The organism is Pseudomonas sp. KH_040 (assembly GCF_057839305.1).
On record NZ_CM174487.1, the window covers coordinates 5,350,287 to 5,366,697 of the forward strand.

General features: G+C 59.7%; 15 protein-coding genes. All 15 read left to right on the forward strand.

The window, feature by feature from the left end:
• Positions 1-91 precede the first annotated feature (91 nt).
• The 15 genes from AC3IUF_RS23800 to AC3IUF_RS23870 all read left to right on the forward strand — a co-directional run bounded on the left by AC3IUF_RS23800 (position 92) and on the right by AC3IUF_RS23870 (position 16,303).
• Positions 92-1,459, forward strand: a complete 1,368-nt coding sequence (locus tag AC3IUF_RS23800) for an MFS transporter (RefSeq protein ID WP_489279475.1) — start codon at positions 92-94, stop codon at positions 1,457-1,459.
• Positions 1,440-1,856 (forward strand): DUF4440 domain-containing protein, encoded by a 417-nt coding sequence (locus AC3IUF_RS23805; RefSeq protein WP_095112339.1) that lies wholly within the window; start codon positions 1,440-1,442, stop codon positions 1,854-1,856. The genes AC3IUF_RS23800 and AC3IUF_RS23805 overlap by 20 nt, the downstream gene beginning before the upstream one ends.
• Positions 1,853-2,785, forward strand: coding sequence for a flavin reductase family protein (locus AC3IUF_RS23810; protein WP_095112340.1), 933 nt, complete (start codon positions 1,853-1,855; stop codon positions 2,783-2,785). Before AC3IUF_RS23805 ends, AC3IUF_RS23810 begins: the two co-directional genes overlap by 4 nt.
• 14 nt (positions 2,786-2,799) lie before the next feature.
• Positions 2,800-4,098: a Rieske 2Fe-2S domain-containing protein gene (locus tag AC3IUF_RS23815; protein WP_007916713.1), complete on the forward strand. Its 1,299-nt coding sequence runs from the start codon at positions 2,800-2,802 to the stop codon at positions 4,096-4,098.
• Positions 4,079-4,564, forward strand: a complete 486-nt coding sequence (locus AC3IUF_RS23820; RefSeq protein WP_414917054.1) for an aromatic-ring-hydroxylating dioxygenase subunit beta — start codon at positions 4,079-4,081, stop codon at positions 4,562-4,564. The genes AC3IUF_RS23815 and AC3IUF_RS23820 overlap by 20 nt, the downstream gene beginning before the upstream one ends.
• A gap of 19 nt (positions 4,565-4,583) precedes the next feature.
• Positions 4,584-6,293, forward strand: a complete 1,710-nt coding sequence (locus AC3IUF_RS23825; protein ID WP_095112343.1) for an NAD(P)/FAD-dependent oxidoreductase — start codon at positions 4,584-4,586, stop codon at positions 6,291-6,293.
• Between the two features lie 30 nt (positions 6,294-6,323).
• Positions 6,324-7,652, forward strand: a complete 1,329-nt coding sequence (locus tag AC3IUF_RS23830) for an amidase family protein (RefSeq protein WP_489279478.1) — start codon at positions 6,324-6,326, stop codon at positions 7,650-7,652.
• 150 nt (positions 7,653-7,802) lie between these two features.
• Positions 7,803-9,062: a tryptophan permease gene (gene mtr, locus AC3IUF_RS23835; RefSeq protein WP_007916720.1), complete on the forward strand. Its 1,260-nt coding sequence runs from the start codon at positions 7,803-7,805 to the stop codon at positions 9,060-9,062.
• Positions 9,063-9,324: 262 nt separating this feature from the next.
• Complete coding sequence (locus AC3IUF_RS23840) at positions 9,325-10,239, forward strand: glutamate/aspartate ABC transporter substrate-binding protein (protein ID WP_095112346.1); 915 nt, start codon at positions 9,325-9,327, stop codon at positions 10,237-10,239.
• Positions 10,240-10,433: 194 nt separating this feature from the next.
• The gene (locus tag AC3IUF_RS23845; RefSeq protein WP_007916723.1) at positions 10,434-11,180 is read left to right on the forward strand and encodes an amino acid ABC transporter permease; all 747 of its coding nucleotides are present in this window, start codon (positions 10,434-10,436) and stop codon (positions 11,178-11,180) included.
• The gene (locus tag AC3IUF_RS23850) at positions 11,180-11,851 is read left to right on the forward strand and encodes an amino acid ABC transporter permease (RefSeq protein ID WP_007916726.1); all 672 of its coding nucleotides are present in this window, start codon (positions 11,180-11,182) and stop codon (positions 11,849-11,851) included. The genes AC3IUF_RS23845 and AC3IUF_RS23850 overlap by 1 nt, the downstream gene beginning before the upstream one ends.
• A complete protein-coding gene (locus tag AC3IUF_RS23855; RefSeq protein WP_007916729.1) occupies positions 11,848-12,582 on the forward strand; it encodes an amino acid ABC transporter ATP-binding protein in 735 nt (244 codons plus the stop codon). The genes AC3IUF_RS23850 and AC3IUF_RS23855 overlap by 4 nt, the downstream gene beginning before the upstream one ends.
• Before the next feature lie 144 nt (positions 12,583-12,726).
• Positions 12,727-14,628, forward strand: a complete 1,902-nt coding sequence (gene aauS / locus AC3IUF_RS23860; RefSeq protein WP_414917052.1) for a two-component sensor histidine kinase AauS — start codon at positions 12,727-12,729, stop codon at positions 14,626-14,628.
• Positions 14,625-15,953, forward strand: a complete 1,329-nt coding sequence (gene aauR, locus AC3IUF_RS23865; protein ID WP_123376507.1) for a two-component response regulator AauR — start codon at positions 14,625-14,627, stop codon at positions 15,951-15,953. The genes aauS and aauR overlap by 4 nt, the downstream gene beginning before the upstream one ends.
• Before the next feature lie 11 nt (positions 15,954-15,964).
• On the forward strand, positions 15,965-16,303 hold the full coding sequence (locus AC3IUF_RS23870; protein WP_007916734.1) for a GlpM family protein: 339 nt from the start codon (positions 15,965-15,967) through the stop codon (positions 16,301-16,303).
• Positions 16,304-16,411 lie beyond the last annotated feature (108 nt).

Here is a 16,411-nt window from a genome sequence, read left to right on the forward strand (position 1 = left end):
CTGTTAAATCCTGTCAAACATTGTTTTAAGCATAGTCGTATCGACACTTCAAGTCCATCGCCCCTATGCTGCGCGGCAAAGGGGATTCAACATGAACTATCGCTATAAGATCGCGCTGATCTTTCTGATCGGCTTTTTTATTGACTGTATAAACATATTTATGTCGGCGGTGGCACTGCCGAGTATATCGGCAACTTTACAGGTCAGTACTTCATCGGTGGCGTGGGTCGCCAATGCTTATATTCTTGGCCTGACCCTGATTATTCCGGTCAGCACCTGGCTGGCCGGGCGTTTTGGCAGTCGCGAGATTCTCACCGCTTCGATGCTGGTGTTCACCGGCTCTGTGTGGATGTGCGGCATGGCCGACAGTTTCCACGAACTGGTGATCTGGCGGTTCGTTCAGGGCGTCGGTGGCGGGCTGCTGATTCCGGTCGGTCAGGCGCTGACCTTCAATCTGTTTCAGGGCGAGCAACGGGCGAAAATATCCACACTGGTGATGGCCGTCGCGCTGATTGCCCCGGCGATTTCACCGACGGTCGGCGGCATCATTGTCGACAGCAGCTCCTGGCGCTGGGTGTTCTACAGCAACATCCCGTTTTCGTTGATCGCGGCCGGGCTGTCATGGTTCTGGATCAAGGAAAGCAAATCGACCGATCTGCCGCGCCCGGACATCAAAGGCCTGCTACTGGTCAGTGCCGCGCTCGCCAGCCTGCTGATGGGCATGTCGCTGTACGGCGGCGACTACCCGGCGCTGGCCGCGTTGAGCTGTGTCGCGGCGGGTTTGCTGTTCATCGTGCTGTACCTGCGGCACTACCGCCGCTGCAGCAACGCGATCATCGAATTGAGCCTGCTCAAAAGTAAAAAGCTCAGCACCTCGATCTTCATCTATTACGCGATTCCCGGCGTGTTCACCGGGGTCAATCTGATGAGCATTTTCTTCCTGCAGAACACGCTGCACTTCAGCGCCCGGCTGACCGGGATGTTCATGATCCTCTACGCCATCGGCGCGTTCATTGCGATGACGATTTGCGGCCGGGTCTACAACCGGGTCGGCGCGAAACGCCTGTTCACCCTCGGCATGCTGCTGCACAGCGCCGGCATCGCCACGCTGATGCTGGTCAACGCGCCAACGGACCTGTGGGTGATCGTCATCGCTTACAGCTTGATGGGCATCGGCGGTGGCATCGGTGCCAACACCGCGCAAACCACCTCATTGATGGATTTTGCCGGCGGCGATACGCACAAGGCGAGTGTGATCTGGAACATCAATCGGCAGATGTCGTTCAGCCTCGGTGCGGCGTTGTTTCTGATGATTTTCAATGTGCTGCTCAAGCAGTTCGACACCACGCAGGCCTACCACGCGACGTTCGCGATTGCCGCGCTGGTCGGGCTGTTCCCGCTGTTTCAGATGAGTCAATTGAACCCTCCAAAGGAATGCCATGAACAACAACCTGGTTGAACGAGCGCAACACAGTATTCACCACGTGCACGAACTGATTCACCGCGTCTTTACCGACGCCGACGGGGCCGGCGCAGACGCCATCGCGCCGCTGATGGAGGTGTTTGCCGAGCACTTCAGCATGGTCACCACCTCGGCCGCCGTGGTCGGTCGGGCGCAAGTCGAGCAACTGTTCAACGGCGCCGTCGGTGCCCGCAAAGGTCTGGAGATTCTGATCAGCGACCTGCACACGGTCTGGCACGAAGGTTCGACCGTGGCCCTGCGCTACAAGGAAACCCATCGCCTGAACCAAAGCGAAACCTCGCGTATTTCGCTGGCGATCCTTCGCGTCCAGCACCACGACGTCCAGTGGTTGTACTTGCACGAAACACCGTTGAGCCAGGAAAAACCTGCATGAAATACACCGTCACCCACTGCCGGATGCTCTCGGCGTCGATCAAGGAAGTCACCGTCAGCGGCCCGCCTTCCCTGATCGACATGAGCCACGCCGGGGCACATTTCAAATGGCAGATCCCGGGGCTGGATGACTGTCGTCACTACTCGACGGTGCATGTAAAGGAGGTTGAGGATGGCCAGTTCACCTTCGCCATTCGCCTCTCGCCAGACTCCGTCAGCAGCCAGTACATCCGCACCCTGGCGGTCAATGACAGCGTGGAACTGGAAGGTCCGTTGAACACTTTCAACTACCCGCTCGACGTTGACAGCGGGCGTGATATCGCGATTGCCGGCGGCATCGGCATCACCCCGCTGACCGGCATCCTGCGCCACCTGACTGCGCTGGATCGCCCTGCGCACCTGCATTACTTCGCCAAGAGCGCCGACGACGCGGTCTACGCCCGGCACCTGCAAGAACACCTGCAAGAACGCCTGCAACTGCACCTCTCCGGCAGTCGCCCGGCGATCAGCGAAGTGCTCGCCGATCTGCGCGCCGATGACCGCCTGTATGTCTGCGGCCCGGCAGCGATGCTCAACGCAGTGCTCAGTCACGCCGAAAGCGTTGGCCTGGCGCGTGAACAGATCCATCTGGAAGTGTTCAACGTTGCCCGCGAAACCACCGCGCAAGGCTTCGTCATCGAGGCGGCCGACTCCGGCGTCAGCATCAATGTCGGCCCGCAACAGTCGTTGCTCGAAGCGTTGGAAGCGGCCGGGCTCGACCCGCTGTACGACTGTCGTCGTGGTGAATGCGGCGTTTGCGCGCTGGACGTCCTCGAAGGCGAAGTCGACCACCGCGATTTCATCATGAGCGAACAGGAAGCGGCGTGCAGTGCGCGAATCTACCCCTGCGTCTCCCGCGCCAAAAGCCCGCGCCTGAAACTGGCGATCTGAGAGAGGACACTCCGTTGGACAACTATTTCAATGGCAGAGAAGTGCATAAATCTCTGTTCCTTGATCAGGCGCTTTTCGAACAGGAACAGCAGCGCGTATTCGCCGCGAGCTGGTGCTACCTGGGTCACGACAGCCTGATCCCCGAGACCGGCGACTACTTCACCACCACCCTTGCACAACAGCCGCTGGCCATGGTTCGGCAGAAGAACGGCGCCATCGTCGTGCTGCATAACCGTTGCCCGCACAAAGGCGTGAAAGTGCTGGCCGAAGCGCGCGGCAATGTCGGCCGCTTCATGCGTTGCCCGTACCACGCGTGGACGTTCAAGACGGACGGCGAGCTGCTGAGCATTCCGGTGAAAAAGGAGTACGACGACTGCGACCTGAGCAGTTGTTCCGCGCACAAAGGCATGCGCCCGGTGAACGCGGTGCACAACTATCGCGGCTTCGTCTTTGTCCGCCTGACGGAAGAAGGCATCGGCTTCGAGGAGTTCTTTGGCGAGTCGCTGTCGACACTCGACAACATGGTCATGCGCTCGCCGCAGGGCCAGCTGAAAGTAATCGGCCAGCCATTGCTGCACCGCCATCGCTGCAACTGGAAAATGGTCGTCGACAACCAGACCGACACCTGCCACCCGATGATCGCCCACGAATCTTCGGCCGGCGAAGCCATCCGCCTGTGGCAGGAAACCGGTGATCAGGGCAAGCCACCGATGGCCGTCGAACTGTTCTCGCCGTTCATGGCCTCCTACGAGTTTTTCGCCGGCATGGGCATTCGCGTCTGGCCCAATGGCCACGGGCACACCGGGGTCAGCAATTCGATCCACAAGGCCTACACCGACATCCCCGGTTACTGGGACTTGATGGTGGAAAGCTACGGTGAAGAGCAGGCCCGGGCGATCCTCGACGACACCCGCCACAACACCGTGTATTTCCCCAACCTGATGGTCAAGGGACCGATCCAGACCTTGCGCGTGATCAAACCGCTCAGCGCGCGCGAAACCATCGTCGAGTCGTGGATCTTCGAACTGCAGGGCGCCCCCGTGCAGTTGCTGGAAAGGACTGTGCAGTACAACAACCTGATCAACTCGCCGTGTTCGATGGTCGCCCACGACGACGTGGAAATGTACGAACGGGCCATGGAAGGCCTGGGCAGCGACGCCAACGAATGGGTCAACGTCGCCCGCCTGTTCAGCCCGAACGAATCCTATGCGCAGACCCAAGTGGTGTCCGGCACCAGCGAAATGGCCATGCGTAATTTCTATAACAGTTGGCAGCACTTGATGCGGGACGACCATGCAACACGATCAATCTAATCACCACGCCATCGAGCAACTGATCGAGACCGAACTGCACTTGCTCGACCAGCAGGATTTCGACGCCTGGCAACAGCTGCTCAGCGATGACTACCACTACTGGATTCCCATGACCCGTGAGCAGGTCAGTCCGTTGCACGAATCATCGCTGGTGTACGAAGACCGTTTTCTGACCACGCTGCGGATCAACCGACTGGCCAATGCGCGCAACTTCTCCCAACAGCCCAAGAGCCGCAGCCTGCACATCGCCCAGCGCCCGCGCATCACGCTCGACGCAGCCTCGTTCAGCGCGTGCGCCAGCTCCAACATGCTCTATTGCGAAGCGCGCGGCGACAACGAATGGCACTACCCGGTGACCGTCGAACATCAACTGATCAACATCGATGGCACGTGGAAGATTCACGGCAAGAAGATCCTGTTGCTCAACCCCGCACGCGCCCTTGAAAGCCTGCAGCTCATTATCTGATCGATCGAGAAGTCTCCCTGTGAAAGCTATTTCCCATGATTCCAGTCAGGCGTCCGCGTGCCTGTCTTTTCCCTACGTCGATCTGCTGTATGACTATGGCCAGTTCCTGCGCAGTGCCGATGAAGCCATTGGTTACCTGCCGGCGGAAACTGCCGAGAAACACATCGGCATCGTCGGCGCTGGCCTCAGCGGGCTGGTCGCCGCTTACGAACTGCTGCGCGCCGGTGCGCGTCGCGTGACGCTGTTTGAAGCGGAACCCGAGCATGTCGGCGGGCGTCTGCTGACGCAGTGTTTTGATGAGGAACAGCCGCAGTTCATCGCGGAAATGGGCGCCATGCGTTTTCCGCCGAGTGAAGTCGGGCTGTTTCATTACCTCAATCGCTTCGGCATCCAGACCACCGAGGCGTTTCCCGACCCGGGCGTGGTCGACACCGAAATCCACTACCGTGGCGAAGCCCATCACTGGGCAGCCATGCAACCACCGCCGGCGCTGTTCAGCACCGTGCACCAAGGCTGGATCGCCTTTCTCAGCGAAGGCGTGACCCTCGATGACGGCACGTGCCTGGCGCCACCGCTGCTGATCACCGAATTGCTCAAGCAGCATAGTTACTGCGAAGTGCAGCCCGAGTGGCAACGCTACCTGGACTGCTTCGGTGACAGCTCGTTTTACTCGGCGATGGTGCGCATCTTCACCGGCAAAAAACCACCGGGCGGCAAACCGTGGCGCAAGCCTGAAGACTTCCACCTGTTCGGCTCGCTGGGCATTGGCTCGGGCGGTTTCCAGTCGGTGTACCGCGCGTCGTTCACCGAAATCCTGCGCCTGGTGGTCAATGCACTGGAGGTCAATCAGCGTCTGGTGCCCAACGGTATTTCCTCGCTGGCCGAGCGGATTGCCGACACCGAATTCAACGGTATTCAGGTGCGCGACATGATTTGCCGCACGCGCATCGAGTCGATCAACAAAGGTGCGCACGGCGAGATTCTGCTGGCCGGCAGCAACGGCGAAACCTACGCCTGCGACCGGGTAATCACCACCACCACGACCCGCGCCCTGCAAGTGAACCTCAAGCTCACGCAGAACCAGGCCTTCGTCAATCGCGACGTCGCGCGGGCGATCAACGAAACGCACATGGTCGGCTCATCCAAGCTGTTCATCCTGACCAAGGACAAGTTCTGGCTCAAACATGGCCTGGCGCAAAACATTCAGACCGACACCCTGGTCAAGGGCGTGTATTGCCTCGATTACGCGCCGCACGATCCGGATTCCTGGGGCGTGGTGTTGATCAGTTACACCTGGGAAGACGACTCGCACAAGATGGTTTCGATGACCGACAAGGTGCAGCGCTGCCTGCGTCTGGTCGACGAATTGGCGATGAGCGCACCGGAATTTGCCAGCCATCTGCTGCCGCTGGACGGTGACTACCAGCGCTACGTTCTGGAATACGACTGGCTGACCGACAAGCACGCACTCGGCGCTTTCAAGCTGAATTTCCCCGGCGACGACATCTACTCCGAGCGCCTGTTCTATCAGTTCCGTACCGCACTCGATCCGCAACAGGATACCGGTTTGTACCTGGCCGGTTGCGGCGCCTCGTTCACCGGTGGCTGGGCCGAAGGCGCGATTCAAACCGCACTTAACGGTGCGTGCGCGGTGATCAGCAGCCTGGGCGGCGATCTGCTTGCCGGCAACCCGCTCGACGACTTGCACTCGCAGTACCGCTACTGCTGACCCAGTCCCTTTCCACGCCGAGAATCATCCATGTACAGCCAGCTTTCAATTGAACAGCTCGTCAACGGCTTGCGCAGTGGCCAACACTGCCCGGACACCTGGCAGCATGCCTTGCGCGAGCGTCATGTGCAGATGCAACACCTGAACAGTTTCATCACCTTCGACCCGTCAGCGTCCAAGGCAAATGCCGCTGGGCGCGACAGCGCACTGTATGGCCTGCCGGTGTCGTTCAAGGACAACATCAACGTCAGCGGCATGCCGACCACCGCCGGTACGCCCGGGCTGGCCGACTATGTGCCGCAAACCGATGCCGGCATCGTCGAGCGCTTTCGGCAATTGGGCGCGCAAATTGTCGGCAAGAACAACATGCACGAATTGTCGTTCGGCGTGACCTCGGCCAACCATTCCCATGGCGCGGTGATCAACCCAGTCAACGAACGCCACAGTGCCGGTGGCAGCAGCGGCGGCTGTGCTGCCGCCGTCGCTGCCGGACTGGTGGCGTGTGCGGTCGGCACCGACACTGGGGGGTCGGTACGGATACCGGCGGCGTTCTGCGGGATTGTCGGGTTTCGCCCCACCACCGGCGTTTATCCGGTCGACGGCATCGTCCCGGTGTCGCAAACCAAAGACACTCCGGGCTTGTTGACCCGCACCGTGGAGGATTGTCAGTTCGTTCACGGGCAATTGACCGGCTGCCTGCATCAGGCAGAAACCCGGCCGTTGCGCATTGGCATTCCCGAGCGGTTTCTCTGGACCGACCTCGCTGACAACGTGCAACGCGCTTGCCGCACGGCCATCGATACCTTGGCCGATCGCGGTGTGATCATCGTGCCGGTCGACGATGCCGTGATTGGCGAGATCAACGAGAGCATTCAGTTTCCGCTACCGATCTACGAGTTCTTCATCGATTTTCCACGGTTCCTGATGAAAGCCGGACGCGGTGAGCAGTTCCTCGACATCCTCGCGCAGATTCGCGATCCCGCGATCAAGAAAATCCTCACCGCCCAACTGGAAAGCCCAGCGATTTCCTACACCGACTACGTGCAGGCATTGATGAGCAAACTGCGTCTGGAGAAGGAATACCGCGCCCTCTTCAGCCGCCATCAACTGGACCTGCTGGCTTACCCGACCGTCACGTGCAGCGCGCCGCTGCTCAGCGCTTGCGCGGATGAAAGCAACTTTGAAACGTTCGTGCGCAATACCGACCCGGCGAGCAATCTGGCGGCGCCAAGCATCAGTGTGCCGGTAGCGGCGGCGAGTGCGTTGCCGGTGGGCCTGTCGTTCGATGCACTACCAGGGCAGGACGACTTTCTATTGGCCAATGTGCGGCACCTGAAGCACCTGCTCGACATCGGTTAAACCACGATCCCTGTGGGAGCGAGCCTGCTCGCGAAGGCGTCGTGTCAGTCGACATCAACTTCGTCTGCCACATCGCTATCACGAGCCGGCTCGCCCCTACAGGGGCTCTGCGTCGATGCACCTATAACAATTCAAATTGCGGGCCTTGCCATGCGCGTCACCTCAATATCCTCCGTTCCCGCTGTCGAACGCTCGCCGTCGATCCTTGGCGGCGCCATGATCATCGGCGGCACCATCGTCGGTGCCGGCATGTTTTCGCTGCCGGTGATCATGTCCGGGCTGTGGTTCTACGGCTCGGTTGCCGTGCTGCTGTTTGCCTGGTTCTGCACGTTGCACTCGGGCCTGATGATTCTTGAAGCCAATCTCAATTACCGTGAAGGCGCGAGTTTCGCCACGATCACCGGCGATCTGCTCGGGCGTGGCTGGAGCCGTTTGAATGGTTTGAGCATTGTCTTTGTCCTGTACACCCTGACGTACGCCTACATTTCCGCCAGCGGCTCAGTGCTTCATCACACCGCGCAAACCTTCGGGCTTGAGTTGTCATCGCGCGCGGGCGGTTTGGGGTTCACGCTGCTGGTGGCGTTCATTGTCTGGCTCAGCACCACGGCGGTGAGCCGCATGACCACGTTGGTGTTCGGGGCAAAAATCCTCGCGTTCTTTCTAACCTTTGGCGGTCTGCTCGGCCATGTGCAAAGCACCACGCTGCTCAACCTGAACAGCGGTGACAACCATTACTGGCCTTATCTGCTGGTGACCCTGCCCTTCTGCCTGACTTCGTTCGGTTTTCACGGCAATGTGCCGAGCCTGATGAAGCATTACGGCAAGGACCCGCAGCGGATTCGCGCTTGCCTGGTCGGCGGCACGTTGATCGCTCTGGCGCTGTATCTGGTGTGGATGCTCTGCAGCATGGGCAACATCCCCCGCGACGCATTCAAGGACATCGCTCAGCGCGGTGGCAATATCGATGCGCTGATCAGCGCCCTGGGTTCACAGCTCAACAGCGCCAACGTCGATCTGCTGTTGACGTTCTTCTCCAATTTCGCCGTGGCCTGTTCATTTCTCGGGGTGACCCTGGGTTTGTTCGATTACCTGGCCGATGTGCTGGGTTTCGACGACAGCCCCATCGGCCGCCTGCAGACCGCCGCCATCACTTTCGCGCCACCGACGCTCTGCGGATTGCTCTGGCCGGAAGGCTTTCTGCATGCCATCGGTTTTGCCGGATTGGCGGCGACATTGTGGGCGGTGATTACTCCGGCGCTACTGGCTCGGGCTTCGCGCAAGCGCTTTGGCAGTCCACGCTATCAGGTGTGGGGGGGGACGCCGATGATCGTGCTTGTGCTGTTTTTCGGGGCGATCTGCGCGGTGTCCCATTTGCTGTTCGTATTTGATTGTCTGCCTGTGTGGCGCTGAGGCTTCTCGTTCGGTTTTCCGAACGCGACCTTACGGTCGATTCGGTTAACCGGATCAGTTACGTTAAAAAATACCGCCACAAAAGTTTAATAACGTTATAAAACAACACGTTATCTATCTGCGACTGGTCTGGCACGAGTCATGCTCTACACTCTCTCGACGAATGCCTGTTGCGCCAACACTTCAGGAGCCGTCAGGCATTCGAAGCACAAAAGGGCCGACAAACTGGCTCCATAAAAAAAACAATGTCGAGGAAAATTTGATGCGCATCGTTCCCCATATCCTGGGCGCAGCCATTGCGGCCGCTCTGATCAGCACGCCAGTTTTCGCCGCCGAACTCACCGGCACCCTGAAGAAAATCAAAGAGTCCGGTGTGATCACCCTGGGCCACCGCGACGCCTCCATCCCGTTTTCCTACATCGCTGACGCTTCCGGCAAGCCGGTTGGCTACTCCCACGATATCCAGCTGGCCATCGTCGAAGCGATCAAGAAAGACCTCGACCTGCCAAACCTGCAAGTCAAATACAATCTGGTGACCTCGCAGACCCGTATCCCGCTGGTGCAGAACGGCACCGTGGACGTCGAGTGTGGCTCCACCACCAACAACGTCGAGCGTCAGCAGCAGGTTGACTTCTCCGTCGGCATCTTCGAAATCGGTACCCGTCTGCTGTCCAAGGCTGACTCCAAGTACAAGGATTTCGACGATCTGAAAGGCAAGAACGTCGTGACCACCGCTGGCACTACCTCCGAGCGCATCCTCAAGGCGATGAACGCCGACAAGCAGATGGGCATGAACGTCATCTCCGCCAAAGACCACGGTGAATCCTTCCAGATGCTGGAATCGGGTCGAGCCGTTGCGTTCATGATGGACGACGCGCTGCTGGCCGGTGAAGCCGCCAAGGCCAAAAAGGCGACTGACTGGGCCGTAACCGGCACTCCACAGTCGTACGAAATCTACGGCTGCATGATGCGCAAAGGCGACGAGCCGTTCAAAAAGGCTGTGGATGACGCCATCAAGGCCACTTACGCTTCGGGCGCGATCAACAAGATCTACGAGAAGTGGTTCATGCAGCCGATTCCGCCAAAAGGCCTGAATCTGAACTTCCCGATGAGCGACGAGCTCAAGGCCCTGATCGCCAATCCGACCGACAAAGCGGCTGACGACAAGAAATCCTGATTTCTGACTAACCTTATCCCCTGAGGAGGCTTCTGCCTTTTCAGGGGATGGTCACTCCCTGCTGGCATTTTCTGGAAACACTCGAACCGGTGGCTGTCGAGCCGATCGCGTGTGCCTGACCGTCAAGGTCAGGGAGGGAACGGAGTTTCCCCAGGCGGGCACTTGTACATCGATCGAATCGAGGGGAGACCCTAATGAATTACAACTGGGACTGGGGCGTGTTCTTCAAGTCCACCGGCGTGGGCAGCGAGACCTATCTCGACTGGTTCATCTCCGGTCTGGGCTGGACCATCGCCATCGCCATCGTGGCCTGGATCATCGCCCTGCTGCTGGGCTCGATACTGGGCGTCATGCGCACCGTGCCGAACCGTATCGTGTCGGGCATCGCGACGTGCTACGTCGAGCTGTTCCGTAACGTGCCGCTGCTGGTTCAGCTGTTCATCTGGTACTTTCTGGTGCCCGACCTGCTGCCGGCGGATCTGCAGGAGTGGTACAAGCAGGACCTCAACCCGACCACCTCGGCTTACCTCAGCGTAGTCGTGTGCCTGGGCCTGTTCACCGCCGCCCGTGTCTGCGAACAAGTGCGCACCGGTATCCAGGCGCTGCCGCGTGGCCAGGAATCCGCCGCCCGCGCCATGGGCTTCAAGCTGCCACAGATCTACTGGAATGTGCTGCTGCCCCAGGCCTACCGCATCATCATTCCGCCGCTTACCTCGGAATTCCTCAACGTCTTCAAGAACTCCTCCGTGGCCTCGCTGATCGGCCTGATGGAGCTGCTCGCGCAAACCAAACAGACCGCCGAGTTCTCGGCCAACCTGTTCGAAGCGTTCACCCTGGCGACCCTGATCTACTTCACCCTGAACATGAGCCTGATGCTAGTGATGCGCATGGTTGAGAAGAAAGTCTCCGTGCCCGGCCTGATTTCCGTGGGGGGTAAATAATGGAATTCGATTTCAGTGGCATCGTCCCGGCCATTCCCGGTTTGTGGAACGGCATGGTGATGACCCTCAAGCTGATGGCCATGGGTGTGGTCGGCGGGATCATTCTCGGCACGATCCTCGCGCTCTGCCGGCTGTCGCACAACAAACTGCTGTCGAACATTGCTGGCGCGTACGTTAACTATTTCCGCTCGATCCCGCTGCTGCTGGTAATTACCTGGTTCTATCTGGCAGTGCCATTCGTGCTGCGCTGGATCACCGGCGAAGACACCCCGATCGGCGCGTTCACCTCGTGCATCGTGGCGTTCATGATGTTCGAAGCGGCGTACTTCTGCGAAATCGTTCGGGCCGGCGTACAGTCGATCCCGAAAGGCCAGATGGGCGCGGCACAAGCGCTGGGCATGAGCTACGGCCAGATGATGCGCCTGATCATCCTGCCCCAGGCGTTCCGCAAAATGACCCCGCTGTTACTGCAACAGAGCATCATTCTGTTCCAGGACACTTCGCTGGTTTACACCGTGGGTCTGGTTGACTTCCTTAACGCATCCCGCGCCAGTGGCGACATCATTGGTCGTTCCAACGAGTTCCTGATCTTCGCCGGTGTCGTCTACTTCATCATCAGCTTTGCCGCCTCGCTGCTGGTCAAGCGTCTGCAAAAAAGGTTTGCCGTATGATCTCTATCAAGAACATCAACAAGTGGTATGGCGACTTCCAGGTGCTGACTGATTGCAGCACCGAGGTCAAAAAAGGCGAAGTGATCGTGGTCTGCGGTCCGTCGGGTTCCGGCAAATCGACCCTGATCAAATGCGTCAACGCGCTGGAGCCGTTCCAGAAGGGCGACATCGTTGTCGATGGCACCTCGATTGCCGACCCGAAGACCAATCTGCCGAAACTGCGCTCGCGCGTCGGTATGGTGTTCCAGCATTTCGAACTGTTCCCGCACCTGACCATCACCGAAAACCTGACCATCGCGCAGATCAAGGTGTTGGGTCGCAGCAAGGAAGAGGCGACCAAGAAAGGTCTGCAACTGCTTGAGCGCGTCGGTTTGTCTGCACACGCCCACAAGCATCCGGGGCAACTGTCCGGTGGTCAGCAACAGCGCGTGGCGATTGCCCGTGCGCTGGCGATGGACCCGATCGTCATGCTGTTCGACGAACCGACCTCGGCGCTTGACCCGGAAATGGTCAACGAAGTGCTCGACGTGATGGTGCAACTGGCCCACGAAGGCATGACCATGATGTGCGTGACCCACGAAATGGGCTTTGCGCGCAAAGTGGCCGACCGCGTGATCTTCATGGACGCCGGCAAGATCATCGAAGACTGCCCGAAAGAGGAGTTCTTCGGCGATATCAGCGCCCGCTCCGAACGCGCGCAGCATTTCCTCGAGAAAATCCTGCAGCACTAAAAGCCACACCGCCTCCCCCTGCAGGAGCTGCCGCAGGCTGCGATCTTTTGACTTTGTTTTTAAAGATCAAAAGATCGCAGCCTGCGGCAGCTCCTACAGGGGATTGGTGAAGTTTGTTGTGGTGGTTGACCCAAGGCAACTGTGATGAAATGCGACCCCAATCTCTATCGCGCCGCGCCGCCATCACTTGCCGTGAAACCCCGTCTGATTCGTCATCTGTTCCTGCCGCCGCTGGTCATCATCCTGATGATCGGTCTGGGTTACGTCGGCTTCTGGACCAGTGAGCATTTTGGCATTCGCAGCCTCAGCGAAAACGGCCAGCGCCAGCTCGAACTGAACGCACGCGCCGTCGAAAGCGAAATCAGCAAATACACCTACCTGCCCAGCCTGCTGGAACTCGAAACGAGTGTGTCGCAGCTGCTGGCCGACCCGACTCCGGAAAACCGGCAAGCGGTCAACGATTACCTTGAAGGCCTGAACCGGCGCAGCCGCAGTCGGGCCATCTACGTGATGGACACCACTGGCCGTGTCATGGCCACCAGCAACTGGCGCGATGTCGACAGTTACCTCGGTGAAGACCTGTCTTTCCGCGCCTATTTCCAAAAAGCCGTACGCGGCGAGCCAGGCCGTTTCTACGGCATCGGCAGCACCAACGGCGAGCCCGGTTATTACCTCGCCCACGGCCTCGAAGAGCACGGCAAGATCATCGGCGTCGCTGTGGTCAAGGTGCGCCTGGAAGCCATGGAAGAACGCTGGCAACGCGCACGTCTCGAAGCCTTTGTCAGCGATGAGAACGGCATCATCATTCTTTCCAGTGATCCGGCACGTCGCCTTAAATCAGTGATTCCGCTGAGTGACGAAATCAAAGAAAAACTCGCGCGCAGCCTGCAGTACTACTGGTTCCCGCTCAACGAGCTGCAACCGCTGGCTCGGGAAACCCTGTCCGAAGGTGTGGAAAAACTCACCTTCCCCGCCAACAGCGAAGTGCGCTCCGACGATGACGACATCAGCTATCTGGCGCAGACCCGGCCACTGACCGACACGCCGTGGAATTTCACCCTGCTCACGCCGTTGCAGGACCTGCGTCGCGAAGCCATCAACCAAGGGGTTCTGGTGGCGGTCGCGTTTGCGCTGGTGGCGTTCCTGTTGATCGCCTGGAACGAGCGGCGCAAGGTCATCGCCACTCGCCTCGCGGCCCGCGAAGCCTTGCAGGAAGCCAACAATCAACTGGAGCGTCGGATTACCGAACGCACCACCGACCTGCGCGCCAGCAACGAGCGTCTGAAGAGCCAGATCCGCGAACGCCGTCAGGCCGAAGAGACCCTGCGCCGTGCGCAGGATGAGCTGGTGCAGGCCGGAAAACTCGCTGCCATTGGCCAGATGTCGACCAGCATCGCCCACGAATTGAACCAGCCGCTGGCAGCGATGCGTACGCTGTCGGGCAACACCGTGCGCTTCCTCGAACGGGGTCAACTGGATGTCGCCAGCACCAATCTGAAAACCATCAACGAGCTGATCGACCGCATGGGCCGGATCACCGCCAGCCTGCGTTCGTTCGCCCGGCGCGGTGACAACCAGGGCCAGGCCAGCCTCGGCAAAGCCGTGGAGGCAGCGCTGCAATTGCTCGGGGCACGCCTGGAGAGTTCGGCGGTCAACATTCACCGCCAGTTCATTGATGTCCAGGTGCAGATCGACCAGACCCGCCTCGAACAGATTCTGGTCAACCTGATCGGCAACGCCCTCGACGCCATGCAGGCGCAACCCCTGCCCGAGCTGTGGTTGGAGGGCGAAGAGTTCAACGGCAAATATCGTCTGCGCGTGCGTGACAACGGCCATGGCATCGACGCCGAAGCGCGCAAGCATCTGTTCGAACCCTTCTTCACCACCAAGCCCGGCGAACAAGGCCTGGGCCTTGGTCTGACCCTTTCCGCCAGCCTCGCGGCCGCCACCGGCGGGCATCTGGGTGTCGAACACCCCGCCAGCGGTGGCACCACCTTCGTCCTCAGTTTACCGTTGGTAAGCCCTACTCCTGCCGAGCCAATATGAACCACGACCTTAGTGTGCTGATCGTCGAAGACGACCCCCATGTGTTGCTCGGCTGCCAACAGGCGCTGACGCTGGAAGACATCCCCTGTGTCGGCGTTGGCAGCGCCGAAGAAGCGCTGGAGCGTGTCGGCGACAACTTTGCCGGCATCGTCATCAGCGACATTCGCCTGCCGGGCATCGATGGCCTGGAATTGCTGACCCGCCTCAAACAACGCGATCGCAGCTTGCCGGTGGTGTTGATCACCGGCCACGGCGACATTTCCATGGCCGTTGGCGCGATGCAGAAAGGCGCCTATGACTTCATGGAAAAACCGTTCTCGCCGGAGCGTCTGGTCGACGTCGCGCGGCGTGCGCTGGAGCAACGCAGCCTCGCCCGCGAGGTCTCTTCGCTGCGCCGCCAACTGGCCGAACGCGATTCCCTCGAGGGGCGGATCATCGGCCGCTCGCCGGCGATGCAGAATCTGCGCGAACTGATCGCCAACGTCGCCGACACCTCGGCCAACGTATTGATCGAAGGAGAGACCGGTACCGGCAAGGAACTTGTCGCGCGCTGTCTGCATGATTTCAGTCGTCGCCACAGCAAACAATTCGTCGCACTCAACTGCGGCGGCCTGCCGGAAAACCTTTTCGAAAGCGAGATTTTCGGCCACGAGGCCAATGCCTTCACCGGTGCCGGCAAGCGGCGTATCGGCAAGATCGAACACGCCGACGGCGGCACGCTGTTCCTCGACGAAGTGGAAAGCATGCCGTTGCCGTTGCAGATCAAGCTGCTGCGCGTGTTGCAGGAACGCACCCTCGAACGCCTCGGCTCGAACCAGAGCGTGGCCGTGGATTGCCGGGTCATCGCGGCGACCAAATCCGACCTCGACGAATCGAGCAAGGCCGGTGAGTTCCGCAGCGACCTGTATTACCGTCTCAACGTCGTGACCCTGGAGCTGCCGCCCCTGCGCGAGCGCCGCGAAGACATCCTGCAACTGTTCGAACACTTCACCCAGCAGTCGGCCCTGCGTTTCGACCGCGCGCTGCCGGAGCTGGACAACCAGACCCTGTCGAACCTGATGAGCCACGACTGGCCAGGCAATGTGCGCGAGCTGCGCAACGTCGCCGAGCGTTTTGCCCTCGGCCTGCCAGCGTTCAAAAAATCCGGCGCCAGCAGCGGTGGACAAGGCCTGGCGTTTGCCGAAGCGGTGGAAGCGTTCGAACGCAACCTGCTCAGCGACGCCCTGCAACGCAGCGGCGGCAACCTGACTCAGGCCAGTCTTGAGCTGGGCATGGCCAAGACCACGCTGTTCGACAAAGTAAAAAAATACGGCCTGAGCCATTAAGCGAGAACGATGTGGATCTTTTTTTCAAAGCCTTGCTGGGCGCAGCGGTGGTGCTGATCATCGCGGCGCTGTCGAAGACCAAAAACTACTACATCGCCGGGCTGGTGCCGCTGTTTCCGACGTTTGCATTGATTGCGCATTACATCGTCGGCAAGGGGCGTTCGATTGAAGATCTGAAGACCACGATCGTGTTCGGCATGTGGTCGATCATTCCGTACTTTGTGTATCTGGCGACGTTGTATGTGATGGTGGATCGGCTGCGACTGGAGGCTTCGTTGGCCGTGGCGGCGGTGGCGTGGTTGATGGCTGCTACGGTGTTGGTGACGGTTTGGGTTCGGTTACACAGCTGACCCTCACCCCAGCCCTCTCCCAGAGGGAGAGGGGGCCGACCGCTGAATATTGAAGATCTCCGCCGACGTGAAAGTGCAGTACCGAATCCATAATCGACTCAATGCATC

What these genes read in the sequence shown, in the direction of transcription:
- mtr (WP_007916720.1), top strand. Translation starts at nt 7,803, where the DNA reads ATGCGCGTCACCTCAATATCCTCCGTTCCCGCTGTCGAACGCTCGCCG.
- AC3IUF_RS23820 (WP_414917054.1), top strand. Translation starts at nt 4,079, where the DNA reads ATGCAACACGATCAATCTAATCACCACGCCATCGAGCAACTGATCGAG.
- AC3IUF_RS23800 (WP_489279475.1), top strand. Translation starts at nt 92, where the DNA reads ATGAACTATCGCTATAAGATCGCGCTGATCTTTCTGATCGGCTTTTTT.
- AC3IUF_RS23845 (WP_007916723.1), top strand. Translation starts at nt 10,434, where the DNA reads ATGAATTACAACTGGGACTGGGGCGTGTTCTTCAAGTCCACCGGCGTG.
- AC3IUF_RS23810 (WP_095112340.1), top strand. Translation starts at nt 1,853, where the DNA reads ATGAAATACACCGTCACCCACTGCCGGATGCTCTCGGCGTCGATCAAG.
- AC3IUF_RS23830 (WP_489279478.1), top strand. Translation starts at nt 6,324, where the DNA reads ATGTACAGCCAGCTTTCAATTGAACAGCTCGTCAACGGCTTGCGCAGT.
- aauR (WP_123376507.1), top strand. Translation starts at nt 14,625, where the DNA reads ATGAACCACGACCTTAGTGTGCTGATCGTCGAAGACGACCCCCATGTG.
- aauS (WP_414917052.1), top strand. Translation starts at nt 12,727, where the DNA reads ATGAAATGCGACCCCAATCTCTATCGCGCCGCGCCGCCATCACTTGCC.
- AC3IUF_RS23850 (WP_007916726.1), top strand. Translation starts at nt 11,180, where the DNA reads ATGGAATTCGATTTCAGTGGCATCGTCCCGGCCATTCCCGGTTTGTGG.
- AC3IUF_RS23855 (WP_007916729.1), top strand. Translation starts at nt 11,848, where the DNA reads ATGATCTCTATCAAGAACATCAACAAGTGGTATGGCGACTTCCAGGTG.
- AC3IUF_RS23840 (WP_095112346.1), top strand. Translation starts at nt 9,325, where the DNA reads ATGCGCATCGTTCCCCATATCCTGGGCGCAGCCATTGCGGCCGCTCTG.
- AC3IUF_RS23805 (WP_095112339.1), top strand. Translation starts at nt 1,440, where the DNA reads ATGAACAACAACCTGGTTGAACGAGCGCAACACAGTATTCACCACGTG.